At 59.3% G+C, this 22,686-nt stretch carries 20 protein-coding genes and 3 pseudogenes; 11 read left to right on the plus strand and 12 right to left on the minus strand.

Going from position 1 to position 22,686, the window contains the following annotated elements:
- Positions 1-84 precede the first annotated feature (84 nt).
- The 6 genes from ccoP to CGZ66_RS04880 form a co-directional block, all read right to left on the minus strand.
- The gene (gene ccoP / locus CGZ66_RS04855) at positions 85-948 is read right to left on the minus strand and encodes a cytochrome-c oxidase, cbb3-type subunit III (protein ID WP_095082114.1); all 864 of its coding nucleotides are present in this window, start codon (positions 946-948) and stop codon (positions 85-87) included.
- A 2-nt stretch (positions 949-950) separates the two neighbouring features.
- Positions 951-1,100 (minus strand): cbb3-type cytochrome c oxidase subunit 3, encoded by a 150-nt coding sequence (locus tag CGZ66_RS04860; RefSeq protein ID WP_095082116.1) that lies wholly within the window; start codon positions 1,098-1,100, stop codon positions 951-953.
- 11 nt (positions 1,101-1,111) lie between these two features.
- A complete protein-coding gene (gene ccoO / locus CGZ66_RS04865; protein WP_095082120.1) occupies positions 1,112-1,843 on the minus strand; it encodes a cytochrome-c oxidase, cbb3-type subunit II in 732 nt (243 codons plus the stop codon).
- 10 nt (positions 1,844-1,853) lie between these two features.
- Positions 1,854-3,464 carry a cytochrome-c oxidase, cbb3-type subunit I gene (gene ccoN / locus CGZ66_RS04870; protein ID WP_095082122.1) on the minus strand — a complete coding sequence of 537 codons (1,611 nt, stop codon included), beginning with the start codon at positions 3,462-3,464 and terminating at the stop codon, positions 1,854-1,856.
- Positions 3,465-3,771: 307 nt separating this feature from the next.
- Positions 3,772-4,014, minus strand: a complete 243-nt coding sequence (locus CGZ66_RS39790; protein WP_167392002.1) for a hypothetical protein — start codon at positions 4,012-4,014, stop codon at positions 3,772-3,774.
- A 131-nt stretch (positions 4,015-4,145) separates the two neighbouring features.
- A complete protein-coding gene (locus CGZ66_RS04880; RefSeq protein WP_095082125.1) occupies positions 4,146-4,874 on the minus strand; it encodes a Crp/Fnr family transcriptional regulator in 729 nt (242 codons plus the stop codon).
- A 156-nt stretch (positions 4,875-5,030) separates the two neighbouring features.
- Between CGZ66_RS04880 and hemN the strand changes: the two genes are divergently transcribed.
- Positions 5,031-6,380 (plus strand): oxygen-independent coproporphyrinogen III oxidase, encoded by a 1,350-nt coding sequence (gene hemN / locus CGZ66_RS04885; protein ID WP_095084250.1) that lies wholly within the window; start codon positions 5,031-5,033, stop codon positions 6,378-6,380.
- Positions 6,381-6,673: 293 nt separating this feature from the next.
- Here the strand turns inward: hemN and CGZ66_RS04890 are convergent.
- Positions 6,674-7,983: pseudogene (locus CGZ66_RS04890) on the minus strand (IS5 family transposase); the annotation flags it as partial.
- Positions 7,984-8,464: 481 nt separating this feature from the next.
- Between CGZ66_RS04890 and CGZ66_RS04895 the strand changes: the two are divergent.
- From CGZ66_RS04895 to CGZ66_RS04910, 4 genes and pseudogenes are all read left to right on the plus strand, one after another.
- The gene (locus CGZ66_RS04895) at positions 8,465-8,839 is read left to right on the plus strand and encodes a calcium-binding protein (protein WP_245331022.1); all 375 of its coding nucleotides are present in this window, start codon (positions 8,465-8,467) and stop codon (positions 8,837-8,839) included.
- Positions 8,840-9,082: 243 nt separating this feature from the next.
- Positions 9,083-10,029 (plus strand): IS630 family transposase gene (locus tag CGZ66_RS04900; protein ID WP_417568610.1). Its coding sequence is split into 2 segments (ribosomal slippage): positions 9,083-9,424 and positions 9,427-10,029, totalling 945 coding nucleotides; the frame shifts between segments, so codons are not numbered across the junction.
- Positions 10,030-10,116: 87 nt separating this feature from the next.
- Positions 10,117-10,297 (plus strand): annotated as a pseudogene (locus CGZ66_RS04905) (transposase); the annotation flags it as partial.
- Positions 10,298-10,474: 177 nt separating this feature from the next.
- On the plus strand, positions 10,475-11,932 hold the full coding sequence (locus tag CGZ66_RS04910; protein WP_095082130.1) for an NAD-dependent succinate-semialdehyde dehydrogenase: 1,458 nt from the start codon (positions 10,475-10,477) through the stop codon (positions 11,930-11,932).
- A 776-nt stretch (positions 11,933-12,708) separates the two neighbouring features.
- On the opposite strand, the gene CGZ66_RS41510 is transcribed toward CGZ66_RS04910, so the two are convergent.
- The 4 genes from CGZ66_RS41510 to CGZ66_RS04925 all read right to left on the minus strand — a co-directional run bounded on the left by CGZ66_RS41510 (position 12,709) and on the right by CGZ66_RS04925 (position 15,739).
- Complete coding sequence (locus CGZ66_RS41510; RefSeq protein ID WP_342586862.1) at positions 12,709-12,936, minus strand: hypothetical protein; 228 nt, start codon at positions 12,934-12,936, stop codon at positions 12,709-12,711.
- Complete coding sequence (locus CGZ66_RS41515; protein WP_342586850.1) at positions 12,854-13,189, minus strand: toll/interleukin-1 receptor domain-containing protein; 336 nt, start codon at positions 13,187-13,189, stop codon at positions 12,854-12,856. Before CGZ66_RS41515 ends, CGZ66_RS41510 begins: the two co-directional genes overlap by 83 nt.
- Positions 13,190-13,599: 410 nt before the next feature.
- On the minus strand, positions 13,600-14,952 hold the full coding sequence (locus CGZ66_RS04920; protein ID WP_095082132.1) for a HipA domain-containing protein: 1,353 nt from the start codon (positions 14,950-14,952) through the stop codon (positions 13,600-13,602).
- Positions 14,953-14,956: 4 nt separating this feature from the next.
- Positions 14,957-15,739 (minus strand): helix-turn-helix transcriptional regulator, encoded by a 783-nt coding sequence (locus CGZ66_RS04925; protein WP_206073678.1) that lies wholly within the window; start codon positions 15,737-15,739, stop codon positions 14,957-14,959.
- A gap of 719 nt (positions 15,740-16,458) precedes the next feature.
- On the opposite strand from CGZ66_RS04925, the gene CGZ66_RS04930 reads away from it, so the two are divergent.
- The 5 genes and pseudogenes from CGZ66_RS04930 (at position 16,459) to CGZ66_RS40670 (ending at position 20,373) form a co-directional block, all read left to right on the plus strand.
- Positions 16,459-16,782, plus strand: coding sequence for a hypothetical protein (locus CGZ66_RS04930; protein WP_143748679.1), 324 nt, complete (start codon positions 16,459-16,461; stop codon positions 16,780-16,782).
- Between the two features lie 827 nt (positions 16,783-17,609).
- Positions 17,610-18,842, plus strand: coding sequence for an IS701 family transposase (locus CGZ66_RS04935; RefSeq protein ID WP_245331023.1), 1,233 nt, complete (start codon positions 17,610-17,612; stop codon positions 18,840-18,842).
- Positions 18,843-19,059: 217 nt separating this feature from the next.
- Positions 19,060-19,458, plus strand: a complete 399-nt coding sequence (locus tag CGZ66_RS04940) for a hypothetical protein (protein ID WP_143748680.1) — start codon at positions 19,060-19,062, stop codon at positions 19,456-19,458.
- A 512-nt stretch (positions 19,459-19,970) separates the two neighbouring features.
- Positions 19,971-20,168, plus strand: a pseudogene (locus CGZ66_RS40665) (Arm DNA-binding domain-containing protein); the annotation flags it as partial.
- Positions 20,169-20,184: 16 nt separating this feature from the next.
- Positions 20,185-20,373 carry a hypothetical protein gene (locus tag CGZ66_RS40670; protein WP_245331084.1) on the plus strand — a complete coding sequence of 63 codons (189 nt, stop codon included), beginning with the start codon at positions 20,185-20,187 and terminating at the stop codon, positions 20,371-20,373.
- 225 nt (positions 20,374-20,598) lie between these two features.
- On the opposite strand, the gene CGZ66_RS04950 is transcribed toward CGZ66_RS40670, so the two are convergent.
- On the minus strand, positions 20,599-21,489 hold the full coding sequence (locus CGZ66_RS04950) for a LysR family transcriptional regulator (RefSeq protein WP_095082138.1): 891 nt from the start codon (positions 21,487-21,489) through the stop codon (positions 20,599-20,601).
- A gap of 205 nt (positions 21,490-21,694) precedes the next feature.
- On the opposite strand from CGZ66_RS04950, the gene CGZ66_RS04955 reads away from it, so the two are divergent.
- Complete coding sequence (locus tag CGZ66_RS04955) at positions 21,695-22,621, plus strand: DMT family transporter (protein ID WP_095082141.1); 927 nt, start codon at positions 21,695-21,697, stop codon at positions 22,619-22,621.
- The last annotated feature ends 65 nt before the right edge of the window (positions 22,622-22,686 follow it).

A 22,686-nucleotide genomic window follows, 5' to 3' on the forward strand; every position in this document is an offset into this window, starting at 1 on the left:
AATCGCCGCACGCCCGAATGTGTCGAGGCCCGGCGCGCCGGGCCTCGTCGCTTGGCGGGGAGGGCCGAGAATAGGCTTCCGATCCTATTCTCCGCCGCCAAGCGAATGGACATAGACTGTGAGTTCCTTGACTGCGGTCTGGCCGAGGCGCCCGGCCCATGCCGGCATGATGCCATGCTTCGGCTCGCGGACCTGGGCGGCGATGGCGGTCTCGCCGGATCTGTAGAGCCAAATCGCATCGGTCAGATTGGGCGCGCCGAGCTCCCTGTTGCCTTGTGCCTTGTCGCCATGACAGGCCACGCAGTTCTCGGCGAAGACCTTGGCGCCGGGCTCGACCAGGCTCGCGTCTTTGACAGCCCCCGATAGGCTGGCGACATAGGCGCTGACCTGAGTGATCTGCTCGGGCGTTATGATGTCGCCAAAAGCGGGCATTTCCGAAACGCGTGTATCCAGGTCGGACGCAAAGCGAATGCCATGCATAATCGTTTGCTGAATCTGCTCCGCCTTGCCGCCCCACAGCCAGTCGTCGTCGTTGAGGTTGGGAAAGCCCGCGGAACCTTGCCCGCCGGAGCCGTGGCACTGCACACAATTGACCTTGAAGGCGGCGCCACCGGCTGCGACGGCGAATTCGCGCAGTGCATCGTCGGCAACAATTTCGGATACGCTTTTCTGCTCGATGGCTGCGACGTAAGTGCCTTTGGCTGCTTCGGCAGCCGCAAGTTCGTTCTTGACGTCGTTTCGGCTGGAAAAGCCCAGAACGCCCTTGGTGGCGGAGCTGAGCATCGGCCAGGCGGGGTAGGCAATCGTATAGGCGGCTGCCCAGGCGATGGTGACGTAGAAGGTGATCACCCACCAGCGCGGAAGTGGGTTGTTAAGTTCCTTGATCCCGTCCCACTCATGGCCGGTCGTCGCGATCCCTGAGATTTCGTCGACTTGCTCGTTGCTCATCATCAATCCTCCTCGAGAGGAATCCGGGCGGCTTCATCGGCCAGCCCGCGGCTGCCGGGTCGGAGCGCAAATGCAATGCAGCCAATGAAGAACAGAGCCATGGCGAGCAGGCCCCAACTGTCGGCAAACTCCCGCATCAAATTGTAATCCATCGACATTCTCCTCAGCGGTAGCCGGCGGCTTCGTCGTAGTTTTTGAAATCAACAAGCGTGCCGAGCATCTGCAGGTAAGCGACAAGGGCATCCATTTCGGTGACCTGTTGGGGGTTGCCGTCGAAGTCGCCAAGCTTGGCCTTGGGGTAGCGGCCTTCCAGACCGGACGTGTCGGCATTGGGATCAGCCTGTGCCATCAGATCGGCATTTGCCTGGGCGATCATCTCGTCTGTGTAGGGGACGCCGACTCGCCTGTTCGCGATCAGATGCGTCGAGAAATCCTTCACCTCGATCGGTGTGCCCTTCAGGAAGGCATAGCTCGGCATGATCGATTCCGGTACCACCGAGCGTGGCGCGTTGAGATGCTGGACGTGCCATTCGTTGGAGTAGCGGTCGCCAACGCGCGCGAGGTCCGGGCCGGTTCGCTTCGATCCCCACTGGAACGGATGATCGTACATCGACTCGGCCGCCAAGCTGTAGTGGCCGTAGCGCTCGACTTCGTCGCGGAACGGCCTGATCATCTGGCTGTGACAGAGGTAGCAGCCCTCGCGCACATAGATGTTGCGTCCGGCGAGCTCGAGCGGCGAGTAAGGCCGCATGCCTTCGACCTTCTCGATCGTGTTGTCGAGATAGAAGAGCGGTGCGATCTCAACGATGCCGCCGACCGTCACGACCAGCAAGGACCCGACGAGAAGGAGCGTGGCGTTCTTCTCGATGACTGCGTGTTTGTCCATCAAGCCCATTTCTGGCTCCTTATTCGCCGGGCTGGAGGGCGGGCACGGAACCCGGCAATGGCTGTTCTTTGCGCTGGTAACCGCGAATGGTCATGGCGACATTCCATGCCATGATCAGGGCACCGGACAGATACATCGCACCGCCGATGGCTCGCATGACATAGTAGGGATGCATGGCGGCGACGGTTTCGGCGAAAGAGTAGACCAGGAAGCCCTGCTCGTCGTATTCGCGCCACATCAGGCCCTGCATGATGCCGGACACCCACATCACCGCCGCGTAGACCACGATCCCGAGCGTCGCCAGCCAGAAATGCCAGGTAACGAGCCGCAGCGAATACAGTCGATCGCGGTTCCACAGCTTCGGCACCATGTAATAGATCGCACCGAACGAGATCATGCCCACCCAACCGAGCGCTCCGGAATGGACATGGCCGATCGTCCAGTCGGTATAGTGTGATAGCGAGTTGACGGTCTTGATCGACATCATCGGGCCTTCGAAGGTCGACATGCCGTAGAAGGCGACGGCCATCAGCATCATGCGGATGATCGGATCGGTGCGGAGCTTGTCCCAGGCGCCGGAGAGCGTCATCACGCCGTTGATCATGCCGCCCCACGACGGCATCCACAGCATGATCGAAAACGCCATGCCGAGCGTCTGCGCCCAGTCGGGCAAGGCGGTGTAGTGCAGGTGATGCGGGCCGGCCCAGATATAGAGAAAGATGATCGCCCAGAAATGGATAACCGACAGCCGGTACGAATAGACCGGACGGTTCGCCTGCTTCGGCACGAAGTAATACATCATGCCAAGAAAGCCGGCCGTGAGGAAGAAGCCGACGGCGTTGTGGCCGTACCACCATTGCGTCAGCGCGTCCTGGACACCGGAAAACGCGGAATAGCTCTTGGAGCCCAGGAAGGAGGCCGGCATCGACAGGTTGTTGACCACATGCAGCATCGCGATGGTCACGATGAAGGACAGGTAAAACCAGTTGGCGACGTAGATATGCGGTTCCTTGCGCTTCAGGATCGTGCCGAGGAACAGGACGAGATAGGCGACCCAGACGATGGTCAGCCAGATGTCCACATACCATTCGGGTTCGGCGTATTCGCGGCTCTCGGTGATGCCGAGCAGATAGCCGGTCGCCGCCATGACGATGAAGAGCTGGTAACCCCAGAACACGAACCAGGCGAGATCGCCGCCGAACAGCCGCGCGCGGCAGGTGCGCTGTACGACATATAGAGACGTGCAAAGCAGCGCGTTGCCGCCGAAAGCGAAGACCACGCCCGACGTATGCAGCGGCCGCAAACGGCCGAAATTGAACCAGGGCTGGATGTTGAGATCGGGGTAGGCGAGCTGCAGCGCGATGACCACGCCGACCAGCATGCCGACAACACCCCAAAACATGGTGGCGATGGCGCCATAGCGGACCGGACCGTCCATGTAGGCCGTGGGGTCGATCGGAGCGGCGGGCTTGAACTCCGTGTTGCGCATCAGGATCACGGTGAAGCCAGCCACGGTGAAGAACAAAACCCACATGTGCTGGCGAAAAGTTTCATCCACGCCGAAGCCGGCGGCCACAAGGGCGGCAAAAGCAAACAGGCTCAAAAGGGCGATCTCTGTGCCGAATTTCATCGCAAGTCCCGATCTCGAATTCCCGCGGACGCCAAATCCGCGGTGCATTACTTGCCGAGCCGCCGCGTGCCCGCCATGATCCAGGTCAAAGCCGCACGAATTTACTGGGCAGCATTGAGCTCGGTGCAATCAGAAGGTGGCGATTGACTGAGAAAACGCAGCACGAGCCGCCTGTTCGTGAGAGAGTCCGACGTCCCCGGCCCGGCTTGGAGGCGATTCCGTACGATGTGATGAGAGGCGGCGTATCGGGAAAACTGAGGCTCTGCGACGCGCGCTGGAAAGCGTCAACAATGCCTTTCCGAACGTCTCAAATGTCTTGGCATAGGCAACGCGGGTCGTTCACTTCTCCGTGACGTTTATAGGTTCGAAGAGACGGTTCATTTTCCCGGCGTATGAGGCGTGCTTGACCTCGGCCGGAGTCGATCTTGCCTCCACCAGCCGGTTGCTCGTCGAGTATGTCGAGGATCAATGCTTCGCCGACGAAGTGGTCGAAACACTCCTGGCGATCGGCCATGGACCCAATAGACAATGCGGAAGCTGTCGGGTTCATGCTACGCGGCTCCTTCAAAGGCTTGCGGCGGGAGATCGCGATCGAAGAAGAGGCATGTCCCGCCGCGGCTCGGAGTATCGGACGTAGGTTCCGTCACTTAGGTCTTATTGAAAGAGCGGTTGTCGCGCGCCTCAGCCGCCGCAGCGCTGTTCCAGCCGGCTCATGTTGTCCACCGTCACATGGCGATTGTTCTCGATCCGGATTATGCCGTCAGCCCGCAATCGCGTCAGCTGTCGGCTCACGGTCTCGAACCTCAGTGCCAGGAAGTCAGCAATGTCGACACGCGTCAGCGGCAGATCGAAGCGCGCCGACCTGGCCGCCGGATCAACAGTCCGATCGATATTCCGGGCGATCGTGAGCAGAAAGCTCGCCACCTTTTCTGGTGCCGTCCTGCGCCCCACAGTCACCATCCATTCGCGGGCTGCGTCGAGTTCGATCAACGTCTGCTTGAATAGGCGATGCTCGAGTTCCGGTGCTTCCTTCATAATCCGCTCGACCGCCGCCTTCGGAAACGAGCACAAGGAGACAACTGTAGCCGCTTCCGCGTTGATCGGGCTTTCCACCTTGAAGGGCCGTCCCAGAAAATCCGGTGCGAACTGGAGGCCGACGATCTGCTGCCGACCGTCCGAAAGGCTTTTCGTCAGCTTGACCACACCTGAAAGCACGTTCGAATAGCTGTCGACGGCCTCGGCGTCGCCGATCAGTTTGACCCCGGGCTCGATTTTGTGACGCCACGAGGTCTTGGCGAGCCCGACCAAATGGTCTGGGTCGAGCGCACCGCAGGCACCGCGATGCCGTGCCTCGCAAGACAGGCAAAGGACGGGAATACCGGAACTGTGAATGTCCTGCTGTACCGTCATTACGCTCGCTTTTATTGATCCCAAATGCCGGCAGGATAACAATCGGTGCGAGAGAAATCCTGCGGCAGTTTGTCCATGCCGAGGGTTGACCGAAATCAATGCTTTGGCTCAGCGATGCATCTAGGGTCCCGCGATGCAAACACGGTGGACCGCGATATGCGACCGGAATTAGCTGCCAGACTTGGCGAGAACGTCCCGCGCTATACCAGTTATCCGACCGCGCCGCATTTCCATGCGGGCGTCGATGCTGCCGTTTACCGCGTCTGGTCGCAGGCGCTCGGAAGCGGTGACGAGATATCGCTCTATCTTCATATCCCCTATTGCGACAAGCTGTGCTGGTTCTGTGCGTGCCATACCAAGCAGACGCGTCATTACGAGCCGGTGGCCGCTTATCTGCGATCGCTGCATGGGGAGATCACCACGGTTGCCGGTCTTGTCAGCGGCAAGGGTCGTGTCCGAGCGGTCCATTTCGGTGGCGGTTCGCCGACGATGGTGAAGCCCGAAGATCTAGTCGCATTGGGGGTTCGCCTACGGGACAGCTTCGATTTTCTCCCGGACGCGAAAATCAGCGTCGAAATCGAACCCAATGACATGGATGAAGCACACCTGGATGCACTCGCCGAAATTGGCATGACGCGGGCGAGCCTGGGCGTGCAGGATTTCGATTCGAAAGTGCAAAAGGTGATCAACCGCGAGCAAAGCTTTTTGCAGACCAAGGCAGTCGTCGACGGAGTTCGTTCACGTGGCGTCGAATCGGTCAATCTCGATCTGCTCTACGGCTTGCCGCACCAGACCAGGGGGAGCGTCTGTTCCACCGTAGCGCAGGCGCTGACCCTGGAACCGGACAGGATGGCGCTTTTCGGCTACGCTCACGTGCCCTGGTTCAAGAAGCATCAAACGATGATCGAAGAGGCATGGCTCCCCGGTCCCACGGAGCGGTTCGCACAATCGCAACTTGCCGCACGAGCGATTGTGGACAAGGGATACGAAGCAATCGGGCTCGACCATTTCGCCAAACCGGGCGATGCGCTGGCGGTGGCTGCCCGCACAGGGGCCCTGCATCGTAACTTCCAAGGCTATACAGAGGATCGCTGCGAGACATTGATCGGTCTCGGTCCTTCGTCCATCGGCCGTTTTCGTCAGGGCTACGTCCAGAACATGGCCTCGCCCGCCGAGTACGGACGCATGGTCGCGGATGGCGGGCTGGCCGCCGTCCGCGGCATCGCGCTTTCCGACGACGATCGCGTCCGTGGCTGGATCATCGAGCGGCTGATGTGCGACTTCGCCTTCTCGGCGATCGATCTGGTAGAACGCTTCGGCGAAGCCGGCCAGAGGCTCCTTCAGCAGTCGAGTTCCATGGCCCTCCACGGTCCGGTTCGATTGCTTGAACTTGATGGCGACAAATTCGTTGTGCCGGCCGCAAGTCGCCCTTTCGTGCGAAGCATCGCGGCCAAGTTCGACAAATATTTCGAAAGTAGTACAGCCAGGCACTCGGTGGCAGTCTGAGCAACGCAGACGAACGGTCATCGTTTTCAGTCGATCGCGAACCGATTGCCCTACGTTTGTGACCCTCCATCGGCGACCGTCGCATCAAGATAGGGTTTTGAGAACGGACTAGATGCGAGGGTCTTTGGCATAGGGCGACGATATCGCCGGGTCGTGTCTTCCTTTCGAAGCTCCTCAGTCGCCCGTGAAGAAAGCCATTCGGCACCGGCGTTGTAGGCGAGCCCCGTTTCAGAGGCTATTCCGGTTGAGCTGCGGAGGTCAGGCTGATCGTGGCTGGACCGGTGACGCCGCAGCGGTTGCAGCAGCGCCAAGAGGTAGGCAAACAAAAGCCTCAGCCAGTTGAGCAAGAGGCTGAAGTTGTAGCCGACGCCGGCGAGCATGGCGTTGTTGGCGTCGCTTCGGTGAAGGCCAGGAAGTTGCGGCCCATGCGGTGGTCCTGCTTGAGATGGCCGATGACCGGTTCGACAGCGGCCCGGCGTCGCAGTGCCCGCTTGATGGCCTTGGTGATGCCGCCCCTGGTAGCCGGCGACATGGACCTTGAACATCTTGTCCTTCGGCGCGTTGTGGCCGCGATAGCCGGCATCGGCGACGATCTTGCCGAGATTGGCACCGATAGCGGTTTCGATGGCGGGAATGACGGTGGCCAGTGTGTGGCCGTCATAGCGATTGCCGGGCAGCGCCTTGACATGGGCCGACGAACTGGCCGCCGCGGTTGCGCTGCAGCGTGGTGGCGACCGAGACCTCGACGCCGAACTCATAGGCTTGTGGGCCTACCCTTGCCGATGCATTCCACCTCGGGAGCGTGCAGGGAATAGACCTTGCGGCCGCGCTCGCGCTGCCGCTGGTCCCTGACGCGCCGGGCAAGCCAGCGGCAGGGCGAAGACCTGGGCAGTTCGGGCTGCCCGGCGAGCTTGCGGGTAATGTCGCGGATCACCGCGCCGAGCATGGTGCGCAGCCGCTTAAGCGCCCGGTTTGCGCGCTTGGACTGCTTGGCATGGGCATAACGCTGATGCTTGATCAGCGCGAACTTGCCGACCCGCGCATAGGACTGGCGCAGGCCGATGCCGCTTTTTTGGCCAACTTCACCAGCCACTCGCGGGCCCGATGCATCAGCTTGGCGTCGGTCGGAAAGGTGATGGCCTTCTCCTGCACTGTGGTGTCAACGATCACCGCACGGACGTCGGCCGGTTTGGCCGCCCCCCAGCCGCGTCGCTGCCGCAAGGCTCTCCTGGAGCAAGGCCATCAGCCGCTCCTCGCCCATGCGCAGACGTCAGCGAGCTGCGGTCGAAGGGGCAGGCGGTGCTGGAAGAACTCCTCGCCGCAGAACAGCTGGTAATAGGGGTTCTCAAGCCAGCGCTCGCACAGCGCCTAGTCGGATAGGTTGTGCATCGACTTGAGGATGGCCCAGGCCCGCCATCAACCCGGTTGGCAGCGGCGGCCGGCCGGGGTCGTCGTCATAGACCGCGCCGAGCCGTTCTTCGAGGAAACGCCAGTCGATCGACCGGGCCAGTTTCACCAGCGCATGATCCATGTTGAGGATCTGGTCGAGCCGGGATCGCAACAGGTCGGTCTGTCCGCTTTCGCGTCGTTCCTTCGGCCGCATCGCTCGCTCCCTCGCAGCTTCGCATCAACCGTCGAATCACGCGTACGGGTACGCTTTCAATTTGCCGGAAATCGCAGCTCAAAGCCACGATTTTCGGCAAAATCAAACGCAAAGCTGTAGCAGAATCCTAATTGAATCAAAGCCTTCCGAGTTCGACAATGCGGCGCTTTCCGGACAGGTCGCCTAGTTGGGCCGATTGCGGACAGGCCGCTAAAGGCTTGGATACACGAGAAAGCGGGCAAACATCGTTATTGCAGCCTGCCCATCCTTGACGTTAAGCCTGAGGCACCTTGATGGCGCGCTTGGTCGAAGTTGAGAACTCGACGCGGATACGAGTTCTCAAACTGCTGGCCAACCAGCCGACCTAAAGGCATTCCTCCAAAAGGCGTATTTCCGTTCTCCCTGTCGATTCGACAACAACCACCCAATATCCCATAGTCAAGGACCGGTGTCGGGGGATGCCTTAATGCGTTGGGGTTTAGTGTCGATCGCGGTTGCCGCCTCTGTTATTTCGGGCTGTGCTGCCGACTATTTGAACAACTACGAGACGGTGACGCTGGCAGCGGGCGACTCGCTCAATCAGAACGAGTTGCTGCAAACGGTCGATCCGTTCAATCCGAACAGCAACAACACCAAGATCGAAGGCGATGGCCAGCGCATGACGACGGTTGTCCAGCGGTATCACGGCGTGGCGCCGCCTGCGGCCGCGCTCGGCCAGGTTCCAAACAGCAGCGTCGATCTGGACTGCGCTGGCGGCAAGGGGAACAACCCGGTTGTGCAAGGCCCGGTCGCGGTAGGCCCATCCGACCCAAATGGTCTCGATCGAGATCATGACGGCGTTGGGTGCGAGCGATAAGAATGCGCTCGAAACCGAATAGGTCGAAACATCCCCATAGGGGCAGAGTCCACCAATTAGCAGATAACCGGTACAATCGGCGAAGGTATGACCGTGGGCGCGGCGGTGACCGCGTGTCGTGGTGGGGAGTTGTTTTGTTTTTGATGATGCTAGAGCGGTTTTCCCTTAATCGGAGTCGTTTGTTTGCAGTGAACGGCTTGTTCTGATTCCCTGATCGAAGTGATTTGCGGAAGGAGCAGCGGCATGGCACGAGCTTACAGCCTGGATTTGCGGACGCGTGTTATCGAGGCGATAGAGGCAGGCCTGTCGACCCGAGAAGCGGCACGGCGGTTTGCCATCGGGATATCGACGTCTGGTGCATGGTATCGGGCCTGGCGTTCGAGCGGCAATCTGGAACCTGGGCGGCAGGGCAAGCCGAAGGTATCGAAGCTGGACGCGCACGAGACTTTCATTCTCGCCTTGGTCGAGACCGATGAGCGGGACATCACGCTTGCCGAGATCGTCGATCGCCTTGCGGCAGAGCGCGGGGTCAAAGCCAGCCTGACGACGGTCCATGCGTTCTTCGCAAAGCGTGGCATCACGTACAAAAAAAGACAGCGCACGCGGCCGAACAGCAGCGACCGGATGTTTTGGCAGCGCGGGAAGAGTGGTTCGAAGGCCAACTCGATTTCGATCCGAGCCGCCTGATCTTCATCGACGAAAGTGGCCTCAATACCAAGATGGCCCGGCTACGAGGCCGCTCTGCGCGTGGACAGCGTTGCCGGGCGGCTGTTCCTCATGGGCACTGGAAATCCACGACCTTCACGGCCGGCCTGCGCCTCGACGGGATCGTCGCGCCCTGGCTCCTGGACGGCGCCATGGATGGCGAAGCATTCCTGGTCTACTTGCGCCGCGTCCTCGTACCGACGCTTCAACCCGACGATGTCGTCGTGATGGACAACCTGCCTGCTCATAAAGTGGTCGGTGTCCGCGAAATCATCGAGGCTGCGGGGGCTTCCCTTCGCTATCTTCCGCCCTACTCCCCGGACTTTAACCCCATTGAGATGGCCTTCGCCAAGCTGAAGGCTTTACTGCGAAAGGCAGCAGCCCGGTCCATCCCGGAATTATGGGACGCCGTGGCCGTCGCCATCGATCGTTTCCACCCCAAAGAATGCGAAAACCTGTTCGCCCACGCCGGCTACGATGCCTAACCGTGATTATCCAGAAACTGCTCTAGCACTACTTTGGCAGATTTTTAGCAGCGGGCGCGTTTTTGGAATTCCCAAGAGAGAGTTTGCGTGATTCATGGGAGGTCGGCTTGTGGAGGGCCGATCAATGGATGTGGACTGGCAAGCCGATCTCGAGCACTGGCTTCAACCGTTTTTGGCAGGTCTTTCGCATCCAGCTCGGCGCCGGATGTGTCCGCTGTACATTGCTGGTCTGATCGGGCCGGGCGACCGTAAGAGCGTACAACCGATCAAGATGCTCGGAGAGATGCTCTGAGAGCCAACTTCCGATACTTCCTTCCGTCGAGGAGGTCTAACTGCCATCCGTACGAGGTCCTATGCGACGGGCGAAGGCGAAGATACGTATCCACGCCGCCAGCAGACATATCCATCGCGTTGAGGAGAGCCCCTTTTGCCCATTTTTCAGCCGATGATCCGCTACCTCAAGTCTCGCGAGCTGTTCGCTGGCATCGACCGTATGCCGGCATTGGGCACGCCGGTTAGCGCGCGGACGTTCGAGGTCACTAGTCCATCGACCGGCGAATTGCTGGCCGAACTCCCCGACATGGGTGTCGAAGAAACGCGCGCCGCCATTGACAAGGCCCATTGCGCACAGCCTGGGTGGGCAGCCCTGACGGCCCGGGAGCGCAGCGATATACTCTGGCGCTGGCACCAACTAATCGTGGATCACGCCGACGACCTCGCTGCCATTCTCACCGCAGAGATGGGCAAGCCACTCGCCGAAGCGAAGTCGGAGGTAACCCATGCGGCTGCGTATCTGCAATGGTACGCTGAAGAGGCCAATCGCATCTACGGGGAAACGATCTCTGCACCATCAACAGACCGCCGCATGCTGGTGATCAAGCAGCCGATCGGCGTCGTTGGTACGATCACGCCATGGAATTTTCCCGCCTCCATGGTTGCGCGCAAGATTTCGCCGGCTCTCGCCGCCGGCTGCACAATCGTGCTGAAACCTGCTGAACAGACGCCACTCGTGGCAGGCGCTATGTTCGCCCTGGCCCAGCTGGCCGGTTTTCCCGAAGGCGTGGTCAACCTTATCTACGCTTCCGAAGGCGACGCTATCGGCCGCGAACTCTGCTCCAACGCCAAGGTCCGCAAGATCAGCTTCACGGGCTCGACCGAGGTCGGCCGGCTCCTCATGCGTCAATGCTCGGACCAGATCAAGAAAGTCAGCCTTGAGCTCGGCGGAAATGCGCCTTTCATCGTCTTTGACGATGCAGATATCGATGCTGCCGTTGACGGTGCGATCCAGGCGAAATTCCGCAATGCCGGCCAGACTTGCGTTTCTGCAAATCGCCTTTACGTCCAATCCGGCGTCCACGATGAGTTCGTCGAAAAGCTCGCCGAAAAGGTTTGCCAGCTTTCAGTCGGTGACGGCTTCGATCCGGGGGTGTCCATTGGGCCGCTCATCGACAAACGCGCTCTGGCAAAGATCGAATCCCATATCGCCGATGCCGTTGCGAAAGGCGGAATCGTTCGACGCGGGGGCGATCGCGTCGGTATGGAAGGCACACTTTTTCAACCGACTGTCCTCACCGAGGTTTCTCGCGCGATGACAGTGGCGCAGGAGGAGACCTTCGGACCCCTAGCACCTATCATTCGCTTCCAAGATGCGGATCAGGTTGTCCGCGAGGCCAATGACACAATCTACGGGCTCGCAGCCTACTTTTATGCCTCCAACCTGAAACGCGTGTGGCGCGTGGCCGAAGCTTTGGAATATGGCATGGTGGGCATCAATACAGGACGAATGTCCTCGGAAGCAGCTCCTTTCGGAGGAATGAAGCAATCCGGCATCGGGCGGGAGGGGTCCCGCCATGGGCTCGAGGACTACCTCGAAATGAAATATCTCTGTATGGGCGGAATTTGAAGCAGGGCACGCGCCGGCCGAAACAGGGGTCGGAGCCGGGCTCGTCTTCGGCCGCGAGGGGACGGGGGCTTTGTAGAGCTGAACGGAAAAAGCAGACTCACCTGTTACGTGATAACCACATACTGGTGATAAGAAAGCTTAGCGGTAGGCAAGGCCGGCTCTGAAACAGGAAGCCAGATTGGCAAACAACCAACATATTTCGTACGATTTGTATCAGCCCGGCCAGAACTACGACGGGGTAACATCCAAGCTCAAAGAGCTTGGGAACTGGGCCAAAATCCACAAGTCTTTCTGTATGTGAACCCGTCCTATACGGCCAGCCATGCGGCGGCGCACGTCTGGTCCGCTATGCATACTCGCAATACGTATATGTCGTCGACGCCATGAACAACGAAGCGGCATGCACAATCTGTCGGACGATGCTACCAACTATATTAAGAACCAGTGGTACAAGTAGTCCTTTTCGTCATTTCGCCCTTGTAACGAACCTCATTTTTCTTCACGTTCTCGGCATCGACAGAGGGGCCGCAGAACGAACCCATAGCGGAGATCCGCGCCAAGAGCTCGGATCGATGAAGTAGTCGCTCAAACGTGCGCTTCACCGGCAAGACGCGCAACGGATCGCCCGATGCAAACCCGTGTTAACGGGGTCGAAATGGTAGCAGCGGTCGTAGCAATGGGGGTAGAAGTACACTGGCGCGGCGGCCCGGCGGCTGACACCACGCCGGCGCCCGGACCGCTTGTGCGACGTGGGGCCGGCCACCCCGGTAATAGAGCTACAGGGCGACCAGCTCGGCGAGCTTGGCCGCGACGTCTGCCATCAGATTTTCTGCAGTACTCAGCCCGCTTCGCGAACCGAGCAGGGGGCTGACTTCGCGGAGAGCTTCGTACGTCGTGTCGTGCACAATGGGGACGAGCAGGTCACGCGCTAGGAGTGCCGATAATTCTTTGTCGGCGATGCCCTCTCCTTGGAGGCGGCGCAGCAGCGCAGGGGTCACCAGCACGATCCCGACTCGCGACTTCGTCGCCCTTGTCGATTTCGCGGAGCAACCGCGTGCCGAGGGCGACGTCCTTCTCGCTGAACCAGACCGAGACACCGCGCAACTCGAGCAGATCGTGCAGTTCCGTGGCGGCCCCTCTCCGGTCGTCCCACGCATGGCAGAGAAAGACGTCCCGAAGGTCAGGCCGGGGCGCTCGCTTTTCGACGCTGTCGCGGACCGGCGTGAGTGCCCGCACCTCGGCAAGCGTGTACGCCACGGGCGAACCGGCTCGCGACCATCTCGGCCAAGGAGCCGCTTGCCGCCCTTTTAGGCCTTCGATCCGTTTGCGATGAATGGCGGCTTTCGAAAGTCAGAGAAAGACTTGGTAACGGCCGATTATAGGCGCGAAGCGGGCCAAATGGGTTCATCCAAACCGCGGTTCTTGCAAAAACCCTCTCGGCAATATAGCCCCACAAACGGCACAAACGGGACGTTAATGGAAAATGAAAGCACGATGACTGCATCCGACGAGCAGCACGACAACGCCGACTTGGTATCACTCTCCGCCGACATAGTTTCTGCATACGTGTCGAATAATCTGATACCAGTCCCGGAAAACGTAACCCGTCGTTGTTGGTACAATCCTCGCGTTCCGCCAGACATGGAGGCATGTCTCCATCGATAGATTCAACTCATCAGCCATCCGCCAGCTAGGCCAATGAACGCGTCTCGGTCCCTGGCCGCTTGGGGTATTTCCAACCGCATCGCACCGAGAAGCATGCGCATGTTGGTAGCGATCAAGTCCGCCAAACTCTTCACCTGACGCTTTTCAAGAGCACCGAGACAGTCCGCGAGGCCTAATGCAATCTCGGACGGATAACGCTGGTGCATGCGTTTGCGTGCCGCAGCACTTTCTATTCCCAGCGCCAGGAGAAACGCATTAAGCTGTTCTGGGGTAACTTCATCGAGCGTTTCCGCCTCACCGATCCTGTAAGCGAGCTCGTCGGTCAGAGTGTCGTCGAGCCTGGTCGGCAAGATATCGTAACGCGGCGCAAAGTGGATTCTGCCTCCAGGTTCATAGAGCAGGGCGAAGTTTTTTGCATGTCCATCGTTATTGCCTATCAGGAGATCAAATATCGTGGCCCTGATGAAGGTTTCCTTCGCCTGGGCGGGATCGACCGTCGCCTCAAGTATCCTGCGGATGCCCGAAACGTCGAAGCGCCGGCCTGCCTTGCCACGCCTTTCGTACTTCATCGAGACCGGCAAACCGAGGGCCTGCGCGAAATCCTCCTGATGAAGACGCACGATCCTGTTCTGTCGGTCTCTGCCTCGGTCGAAGCGGGTCACGAGTAGGGTCTCGATCCCGCCAATCGGCACTACAGAGACTTCGGCCGTGTCGAACCCCAGCGCCCCGGAAAGCCTCATCGCCTCGGCCTCATACCGGGCATCCTGCTGATGATCGCGATCGGGCACTTTCAGGATGTGTGTCGTCGGGCCCCCCGATCCCCGCTTCGGCTCGGCAAACCTACCGTCCGGCAGAACAGTCAGGGCTATCTTGCTTTGCACGCCTGCCAAAGGGGACGGATCTTCAGTTCCGTCCGGCAGGCGTTTGCGCTGATGGAGTGCTTCGACGATCGCGATCATGCGATCCTGCGGAATGGGTACATAGTCGCTTTCGTAGTCGCCCGGGACTTTTGTCGGCGGCGATCCTGACGGAAGAACGGAAAGTGCTCCGGCACAGTCTTTTCCAAGGTGATATAGCAGGCCAGCTATGTCATCGCGGGTCAGGCCTTCTCGTGCCAGCACGTCGGTGAGCACGCCGTTGCGCTCCTGCAGAAGGTTGTCGAAGAATGCTCGCGCTATAACGTCACGGTAAGGTTCTTCGGCAAGCGGAAGGGATAGCGATAAGGCGGTCGCATCTGATCTTCGAAGGTAGTCTGCCTTGTAGACGAAGGCGACTGAGCCGTTTTCGTCACGCACGAGGGCGCCGATCGGATCGACGAAACCGTCCAACCGCACATCAAGGGCAAGCACCTCCATTGTATCAGCGCACCTGAGCAAGCAGCGATATGCCGGCTGCTTGCGCGACCTTCAGGACCTTACCCAATTCAAGTGTGGGTTTGCCGTTTTCCAGTTCGGATAAAAACCTGCGCCCCACTCCAGCAAGGTCAGCGAAACTTTGCTGCGAGAGATGTCGGGCCTCGCGGGCGCGCCGGACTAGCCGCCCAATATCTGAGGCAGAGACGATCTCCAGTCCTAAGGTATCCGTCCCGCTATGGCGCGGTGAGGCCGCGCCGGCGTCCTCGTCCTCGTCGTTAGTCTCGCTGCCGCGCAGCAGATAAGCGTCGGGAAGCGTTCTGGGCAGGGCAACCGTGATGAGTTGTGAAACACCAGGAAGCTTCAGGTTGACCTGCGGTATTGCGCCGGTCAGTTGTTTGGTCAGGTCCCCCAGAGCGTTGACGCGGGAAAGTGCCTCGACGGTCCCCGTCGCATTGACTGATTTCCTGATCGTCTCATTACGATGCAACAAGTCCTTGCTGGCCGCTTCGAGCGCTTCACTGGAAGCATTGATGTGTGCGATGTGTTTCGCCAGGTCTTGAGAAGAGGGAATCTGGGAAAGCGCCTTAGCGATCTCTCCCGCCTGCAAAGAGTTCTTGATCGTGGCATTGTGGCGCGACAGGGCCCGAGTGGCGTTTCTAAAGGTATCGTCAGACGATTTGAGATCCGTGAGAAGCTTCGTCAGATTCTGGGCAGGACCCGCCTGCGCAAGCAGCTTTGCGATGTCTGTCGCGCTGCCAGCGCCCGTAAATTGCATTCTTTTGGCCATGCTTTGCTCCCGAGCGGGAACATAGCCTTGCTTCTTCAGACTTTCAAGAAGATTCGCTCCCGAACGGTATCATAGCTCATATTGATCCCGAACGGGTTCAGGCGCTTTTAGTGAGAACATTCTAACGCCGTCTGATACCGTTCGGGTGCATAAGTAGTCGAGGGCCGATTGTCCATGCCTGCGGGCCGACCGTCCGATGTCGGACTGGAGCACGTCGGCGATATTCCTAAAATGTGGGATCGATTTGTCTGGCAGGCTACCAATACATGGTGCATAACAAGTAGAAAGCTCAATTTTTTCAACGGCATGGCGAGAAATCGAAAGACGCTTCCCCCGCCAGTCAATCCCTAAAAAAGGCCGGGAACCATGGGGTTTGGCGATTTTCGCTTAGTGACCAACTAACCAATCTACTAATCAACCGTTCAGGCAGCACAATCACTTCCGATTGTCGCCGTGGGCGGTATTTAATCCGCGCGGGTTTGGGAAAGGGTGTCGGATGATGCGTGGGCGATTTGGCACGATCCCAGCAACATGTTTAGCCAATATGTCGAGGCACGATTGTTCCTAAGACGTTTCTCCCGGCTATCGGCTACGTGATCGTTGAAAAGTCGCGACGGCGCTGGGTGCGAGGTACCATCCCCACCAAGCCCATCCAGTCGTGCAATTGAGGATTGGGGCCGTTTGTGCTTGGATGATCGATGGGCATATGGGAGGGCGACATGAGCGCAAACCAGCAGTCACCTTGGGAACGGTTAGACGCGGCTGCCACGGATCGATTGATCGAGCGGCTTCTCATGGGAGTTGGCCTTGCCGGTATTGTTGCGGTCGTTGCAGTAGCAGTCTGGCTGTACAGCGGCGTTGGTTTCGGCCATTGGTTTGGCTATGTCGTGGCGGTTTTGGTCGCCGCCGGCCTTGCATCAATCCGCATTGGGGGGATAGGCATAGGCCTTTTGGTGACAGCGCTGGCAGCGTTCCTCTTTGGCGTGCTGGGGTTGATTGGCGGCTTGATTTTTACCGTCCTGTTCTTGTTGGCCAGACGGTAGCCCGCAATGCGAATTTCGGATGCTGACTATTACACCTTGGGCCATTTTATCTCCGCAGTCCTAACAAGGGTGCGAGACGGCCAACTGTTCTGCCGGCGAAGGTCGCTCCGCAATAATGCACACGTTGACAGCGTGGGATCGCGAGAACTGGCAAGAATTCGGGCCGTGGATGACGATGATGATGGAACAATGGAAATCCGACGACACCAACCGGACCTAGAAGGCCAGAATTCCTTTGCCGATTTGCGATTGCGGCTAATTCGAATATCTGTTGCTCACTTTAGTCTGGTTATTGAACCACTTTCGGCGAAGCCGATGCCGCGTATGTTGCGGCCAACGCCGCAAACCCATCCGGGTCGGACGCTCTAGCCGTCGCGATAAAGTAAAGTTCCTCGCCCTGCGCCTAATCTAACCCACATCCTCAGCTCGGCTTTGTACGTTCTGGTCAGGTCCAGCTCCAGAAAAGGCTGTTGGTTGCGATGTGGCTGAGCGCCTGATCGAGGGGCAGGACACAGCCGCCCATATCGTCGATGTCTTCCCATTTTCGGCGGTGTGACCAGTAGGCGATGCTGACCTCATCGCCTCTGCCGGTCGGCTTGAGACGGGCGATCGGCGCCTCGGTTGCCAGCAGGTACAGGTGGTAGGCACCTTTGTCCTGGTAGCAGCCAACGCCGCCACCATTGGCCTCGTCGAACGCTTCGATGCCAGGGCCACGTCGTCCTTTTCCATTGTGCAGTCATAGCTGCCGCGGGCCCGGGCAGGCCTGATTCACTTCGCCGCACGGTCATTGCCTTGCAACATGTGCTGGCCGGGATTCGAAGCATGGGATGCTGCACCATCCCAGCGCCGCTGTCGGCGATGCCGTTCCCCAGATCCTGCGCCAGTGGCTTCAAGCGTTGCGCACCTGCTTCACAGCGCCCAGTTGGGAACATGTCCTTGTTCTGATCATGGGAGCTTTGCTGGCGCCGGGCAAGCGGACCGTCAGTTCCTGCCTACGCATGACCGGCCGGGCCGAGGCCGCCAACTTTGCAAGCTACCACCAGATCCTCAACCGAGCCTGCTGGAGCCCCCGCAGCATTGCCAGGCGATTGCTGGGCCTTGTGGTCGAACGGCTCGTGCCAGATGGCCTCATCGTCATTGGCATGGACGACACCATCGAACGACGATGGGGACGCCGGATCAGCGCACGGGGCATCTACCGGGATCCAGTGCGCTCCAGCCATGGCCATTTCGTCAAAGCCAGTGGCCTGCGCTGGTTGAGCTTCATGGTGCTAACCCCGGTGCCATGGACAAGCCTGGTAAAGGCCTTGCCGGTCTTGACCCTGCTTGCTCCGTCCGAGCGATCCGACCATCAACGCGGGCGGCGCCACAAGCTGCTGACCGACTGGGCGCGGCAGGGCGCACTGCAACTCTGTCGCTGGCTGCCGGGGCGCCGCATCATCTTCGTGGGCGACAGCAGCTTTGCCGTCCATGAACTGGCCCATGCCATCACTGCCAGGGCAACGCTCATCAGCCGGCTGCGACTGGATGCCAGCCTGTTTGCGCCGCCGTCAAAGCGGACCACGCGCACCGTCGGTCGGCCAGCGCAAAAAGGTCCAGCGCTACCAAAGCTCAAGACACTCCTGTCCAACCCCGCCACGACCTGGGCCAGGATCATCGTGTCCGCCTGGTATGGCCATGTCGAAGGCAAGACGCTCGAGATCACGTCTGATACCGCCTTGTGGTACAGGCCCGGTACCCCGGTAATGCCGATCCGCTGGGTGCTGGTCCGGGATCCCGATGGCAAACGCGCCCCTCAAGCCTTCTTCAGCACGGACATCCCCTCGAGCCCGCCGAAATCATCGCCCTGTTCGTCCGGCGCTGGCAGATCGAGGTCACGTTCGCTGAGACCCGTGCCCATCTTGGCGTTGAGACCCAGCGGCAATAGTCCGACAAGGCCATTGCACGAACCACCCCGGCATTGCTCGGGCTCTACAGCTTCATATCGCTATGGGCCTGCGATCTGCTCACCGGCACTACCACCCCATACGCCGCAGCGTGGTACCGAAAAACCAGCCTGACGTTCAGCGACGCCATCGGCGCCGTCCGCCTCGCAATCTGGATCGGCGATATTAATCAACACTCCCCGCCAAACCGGGAGCGACAAAATATCCCGCAAGAGCGCATCCTGCGAATGGCCCAAGCCCTGTGCTTCGCCACCTAACGTACAAAGTCGAGCTCAGTTCGTCGGGTGTCGAAACCAATCGCATCAATCAGGATGGCACCCGGGAAGAGGCAATGCTCAGCCGCCTGCTAGGCGAGTTCCGGGAACCGCTTTTGCAGATCATGCCTGCCGCTCTGATTGACGAGATAGATCTCTTGTTCAACTTTCGCGGCGGACCCCCGATACGCCATGAACTTGCACACGGGAAAATGACCGATGGCGAATTCTGGAGCCCGGACGCTACCTATTCGATATGGTTGGTTCTCCACATCGTGATTTTGCCAACGCTGAGGTTCTGGGATGATGTTGCGGCAGAAATAACGCATCGCGGCCGACGCTGGTTCTGCATCAGCCTCGTTCCTGCTCTGGTTTTTGCACTGGAATTTGCTCATGATGGAAAGTTATTGATCTTTCTATCGCAAGAAATCGGATTGAATCCCGCTCTGCCATGTCAAGGGGCACAGAGGTCATAACTGAATACGATCGACTGGACAGCAAAGGAATTTCCCATCGGGAGAATGGCCGTACCGGAGGACCTTCGGATCGATCCCCACACCCCATCGGGTGGTGATCTAGTCTAGGCCAAAATCTAGTAGCACGGCGATCGGTTTCCGAGTTGAAGTGTATGTGCGGTTGCGTTGAGTGAGGCAATATTCGGGAACCGAACCAATCCACAGAAATATTTTGTTGGTATTTTTGTTGGTTAGTGCTGTCGCTGTGCGAGTTCCAAGCGTTTGAAAACAAAGCTAGATTTTCTTGGCTTGGATTCCGCCTCTGGGCACCATCCCTCCTCTCCCCATACGCCCCCTTGCCGAAGCTTCCACGCTTCCGTCTATACAAACCATTGAAATCGTTTATTTTTTCGGCGCACATGGCGCACTTGGACGCATTTCGACGGCTTTCAGTGCATTTGGTCCAACGGGGCGCGGGGATGGTATTTCCGTTGGTATTCGGCATCTTTTTGGTATCGAAACAGCCAAAGGAGATGTGTCGAATCGCCTTTTCCGACGTGAATTGCCGAAACGCTCGCCCCGGTCTCAAACTCGTGAAACTGTCTGACGGTGGCGGGCTCCAGCTATGGGTGCAGCCCACAGGATCTCGCCTTTGGCGGCTCGCCTACCGCTTTGACGGCAAACAGAAACTTTTGGCGTTGGGCAGCTATCCCCTTATCTCCCTGGCCGAGGCACGTGAGGCGCGCGATGATGCTAAACCTCTCCTGCTGGCTGGCATCGACCCCGGGACGCAGTTTGCGCAAGGCCGGTTCGGTAAAAGACTCCTTTCGGTCAATCGCGGACGAATACGTTAACAAGCTGAAGAAGGAGGGGCGTGCCGACCGGACGATTGCCAAGGTCAAATGGCTGCTCGACTTTGCCTATCCGCCTAACTGAAGTGGGGCCGAAAACGGAACGTCCGCTTTCGGGATGTTTTGCGCAAAAGGCCGACCTTTACATCCAGCGTTATACCCCCGGGCTTTGCGCCAGAGCGGCCCTTGCTTTGAGGGCGGCGGACTGCCGCGTAATCTTATTGGAAGAGCGGGAGAAACGGCCAACTATGGACGAACTGCCGGCGAACTGCCGAAGGATTGACGTGCCACCTTTCGCAGCGCGGCGCCCTCAGACGGCGATTTGAAGCGTCCCGTAACGCTTTACCTCAGCCTCGATCTCCCTGACCAGAGTCTCTAGCGCGGGGTTCCTGGGATTGCGCGCGCGCCTGATTACATAAGCCAAGTCTGGAGCCTTTGGGAACTGGTTGTCGACAATCTCCATATCGGGCTGCAGGTACCGCTGACTCAAGATCGCGACTCCGAGCCCCGCGGTAACGCCTGCAATGATTCCGGCTGCGCTGGAGCATTCGAACACGATCTCGAACACCGTATCCTCGTCCTGCCCGACGTCCATGCCCCAGCGCCGGTAAAAGCAGTTTTCATCGAAGGATAAAAATGGGACTGGCTTCCCGTTCGACAGCACCAGGTCTCGCGATTTCACCCAATGCAGCGTCTCGCGGAACAGGAGGATATCGGCGGGGCGGACCTCGTGCTGGAAGACCTGGATGATGGCGGCATCAAGGGCTCCCTGGCTGAGCTGCTCCTGCAAGACGAGGCTCATGCGCACCTGCGTGCGGACGCTCACCTCCGGGTAGAGCCGGCGAAAGCGACCGAGAATGTGCGAAAGGTCCGTGCACGTCGTATCCTCAGTCATTCCCAGCGCGATCTTGCCTTGCAAAGTGCTTTTCGACAGGCTCAGGACCGCCTCGTCATGGATGCCCAGAATGCGCCGCGCATAGCCAAGCAGATCCTGTCCGGCCGTGGTGAACATCGGCGCATTTGCTTTCCGGGTGAGGATTTCGCAGTCGAGACTCGTTTCAAGCCTCCTGATCTTGTGGCTGACGGCCGACTGCGACAGGCCGAGAATCTCGGCCGCGCGCGTCACGCCGCCGTACTTCTCGATCGCGACGAGCGCGCGCAAGGCGTCGACATCCAGGCGGCGGGTCATCACTCCAGCCATGACAATACTCGCTTGAAACTAAAGAGACGCGCCAATCTCTGATCCTCTGATGTCCTTCAGGCAAGTCGATATGCCGGTTTTCGGACCACTTCATGATCATATCGAAATTTGTCATGTGCAAAAGCGCGTGCGTGTCGTCAATAGTCCGCGCCAAAATTGGCCGTGATCCGCTTCCGGGTCACGGGCGCCTGACCAAAGAGATGCCATGACGCTCCTGCACGCCAAAGCCCATCGCCTCGTGTGGCCAATGATGGCGACGGCGCTGGTCGTAAGCTGGAGTTCCGGCTTCGTCGGCATCCGCTACGCCAGCGAGAATGCCGATGTCATGCTGGTGCTGTTCTGGCGGACACTGATGTCCGGATTGATCCTCTCGCCATTTGCTCTCCTGATCGGACCGCGCATAAGCGCCCGTGCCCTGGTCCAGCAGATGGTCTTCGGCGTGGCGATGATGTTCCTCTATCTCGGCGGATTCGCGCTTGCCATCGGCCAGCGCGTGCCGACCGGCCTTGTCGCGCTGATTTCCGATCTTGTCCCGCTCGCCATCGCGGCCTTGTCACAGCCGGTGCTGGGACACCGACTGGCAGGGAGACAATGGATCGGAACGGCCCTCGGAGCGACGGGCGTTCTCATCGTCTCGCTGGACAGCCTAAGCCTCGGGACGGCCCCGGCCTGGGCATATCTGTTGACGGTCGCTTCCATGATGGTTCTGGCGCTGGCAACCCTGGTGCAGAAGCGGATGGGGACGATCAATATGCCCATCCATCAGAGCCTGTGCATACAATGCCTGACGGCAGCAATCCTTTTCGCCGCTTGCGCCAAATGGAATGGCGGGCTGATGCCGCCCCTCGATGCCCGGTTTGGATTCGGCATCGCTTGGCTGGTGCTGTTTTCGACCTTCTTCTGCTACAGCACGTATTATGTAAGCCTGCGCCTCTACACCGCCTCACAGGTCAGCAGCGTGATCTATCTCAGCCCACCGGTGACGATGCTCTGGGGCTGGTCGATGTTCGGCGAGCCGCTTTCGAAGGCGATGCTGGCTGGCCTTGCGGTGACACTGTTCGGTGTCTGGTTCACCTCGTCGGGCAGCGCAGCGGCGAAGGACTTTCAGCTCCGTCAGCGGCAGATCGGCTAATCCCCGAGGCGAAATCGACCTCACGATTGATCGCGATCCACGCCGGCGTCGCTTCACCCACGCAC

This window comes from Mesorhizobium sophorae (assembly GCF_002270415.1).
GTDB lineage: Bacteria > Pseudomonadota > Alphaproteobacteria > Rhizobiales > Rhizobiaceae > Mesorhizobium > Mesorhizobium sophorae.

What these genes read in the sequence shown, in the direction of transcription:
- ccoP (WP_095082114.1), bottom strand. Translation starts at nt 948, where the DNA reads ATGAGCAACGAGCAAGTCGACGAAATCTCAGGGATCGCGACGACCGGC.
- CGZ66_RS04860 (WP_095082116.1), bottom strand. Translation starts at nt 1,100, where the DNA reads ATGGATTACAATTTGATGCGGGAGTTTGCCGACAGTTGGGGCCTGCTC.
- ccoO (WP_095082120.1), bottom strand. Translation starts at nt 1,843, where the DNA reads ATGGGCTTGATGGACAAACACGCAGTCATCGAGAAGAACGCCACGCTC.
- ccoN (WP_095082122.1), bottom strand. Translation starts at nt 3,464, where the DNA reads ATGAAATTCGGCACAGAGATCGCCCTTTTGAGCCTGTTTGCTTTTGCC.
- CGZ66_RS39790 (WP_167392002.1), bottom strand. Translation starts at nt 4,014, where the DNA reads ATGAACCCGACAGCTTCCGCATTGTCTATTGGGTCCATGGCCGATCGC.
- CGZ66_RS04880 (WP_095082125.1), bottom strand. Translation starts at nt 4,874, where the DNA reads ATGACGGTACAGCAGGACATTCACAGTTCCGGTATTCCCGTCCTTTGC.
- hemN (WP_095084250.1), top strand. Translation starts at nt 5,031, where the DNA reads ATGCGACCGGAATTAGCTGCCAGACTTGGCGAGAACGTCCCGCGCTAT.
- CGZ66_RS04910 (WP_095082130.1), top strand. Translation starts at nt 10,475, where the DNA reads ATGATCCGCTACCTCAAGTCTCGCGAGCTGTTCGCTGGCATCGACCGT.
- CGZ66_RS04920 (WP_095082132.1), bottom strand. Translation starts at nt 14,952, where the DNA reads ATGGAGGTGCTTGCCCTTGATGTGCGGTTGGACGGTTTCGTCGATCCG.
- CGZ66_RS04925 (WP_206073678.1), bottom strand. Translation starts at nt 15,739, where the DNA reads ATGGCCAAAAGAATGCAATTTACGGGCGCTGGCAGCGCGACAGACATC.
- CGZ66_RS04930 (WP_143748679.1), top strand. Translation starts at nt 16,459, where the DNA reads ATGAGCGCAAACCAGCAGTCACCTTGGGAACGGTTAGACGCGGCTGCC.
- CGZ66_RS04935 (WP_245331023.1), top strand. Translation starts at nt 17,610, where the DNA reads ATGCTGCACCATCCCAGCGCCGCTGTCGGCGATGCCGTTCCCCAGATC.
- CGZ66_RS04940 (WP_143748680.1), top strand. Translation starts at nt 19,060, where the DNA reads ATGCTCAGCCGCCTGCTAGGCGAGTTCCGGGAACCGCTTTTGCAGATC.
- CGZ66_RS40670 (WP_245331084.1), top strand. Translation starts at nt 20,185, where the DNA reads ATGATGCTAAACCTCTCCTGCTGGCTGGCATCGACCCCGGGACGCAGT.
- CGZ66_RS04950 (WP_095082138.1), bottom strand. Translation starts at nt 21,489, where the DNA reads ATGGCTGGAGTGATGACCCGCCGCCTGGATGTCGACGCCTTGCGCGCG.
- CGZ66_RS04955 (WP_095082141.1), top strand. Translation starts at nt 21,695, where the DNA reads ATGACGCTCCTGCACGCCAAAGCCCATCGCCTCGTGTGGCCAATGATG.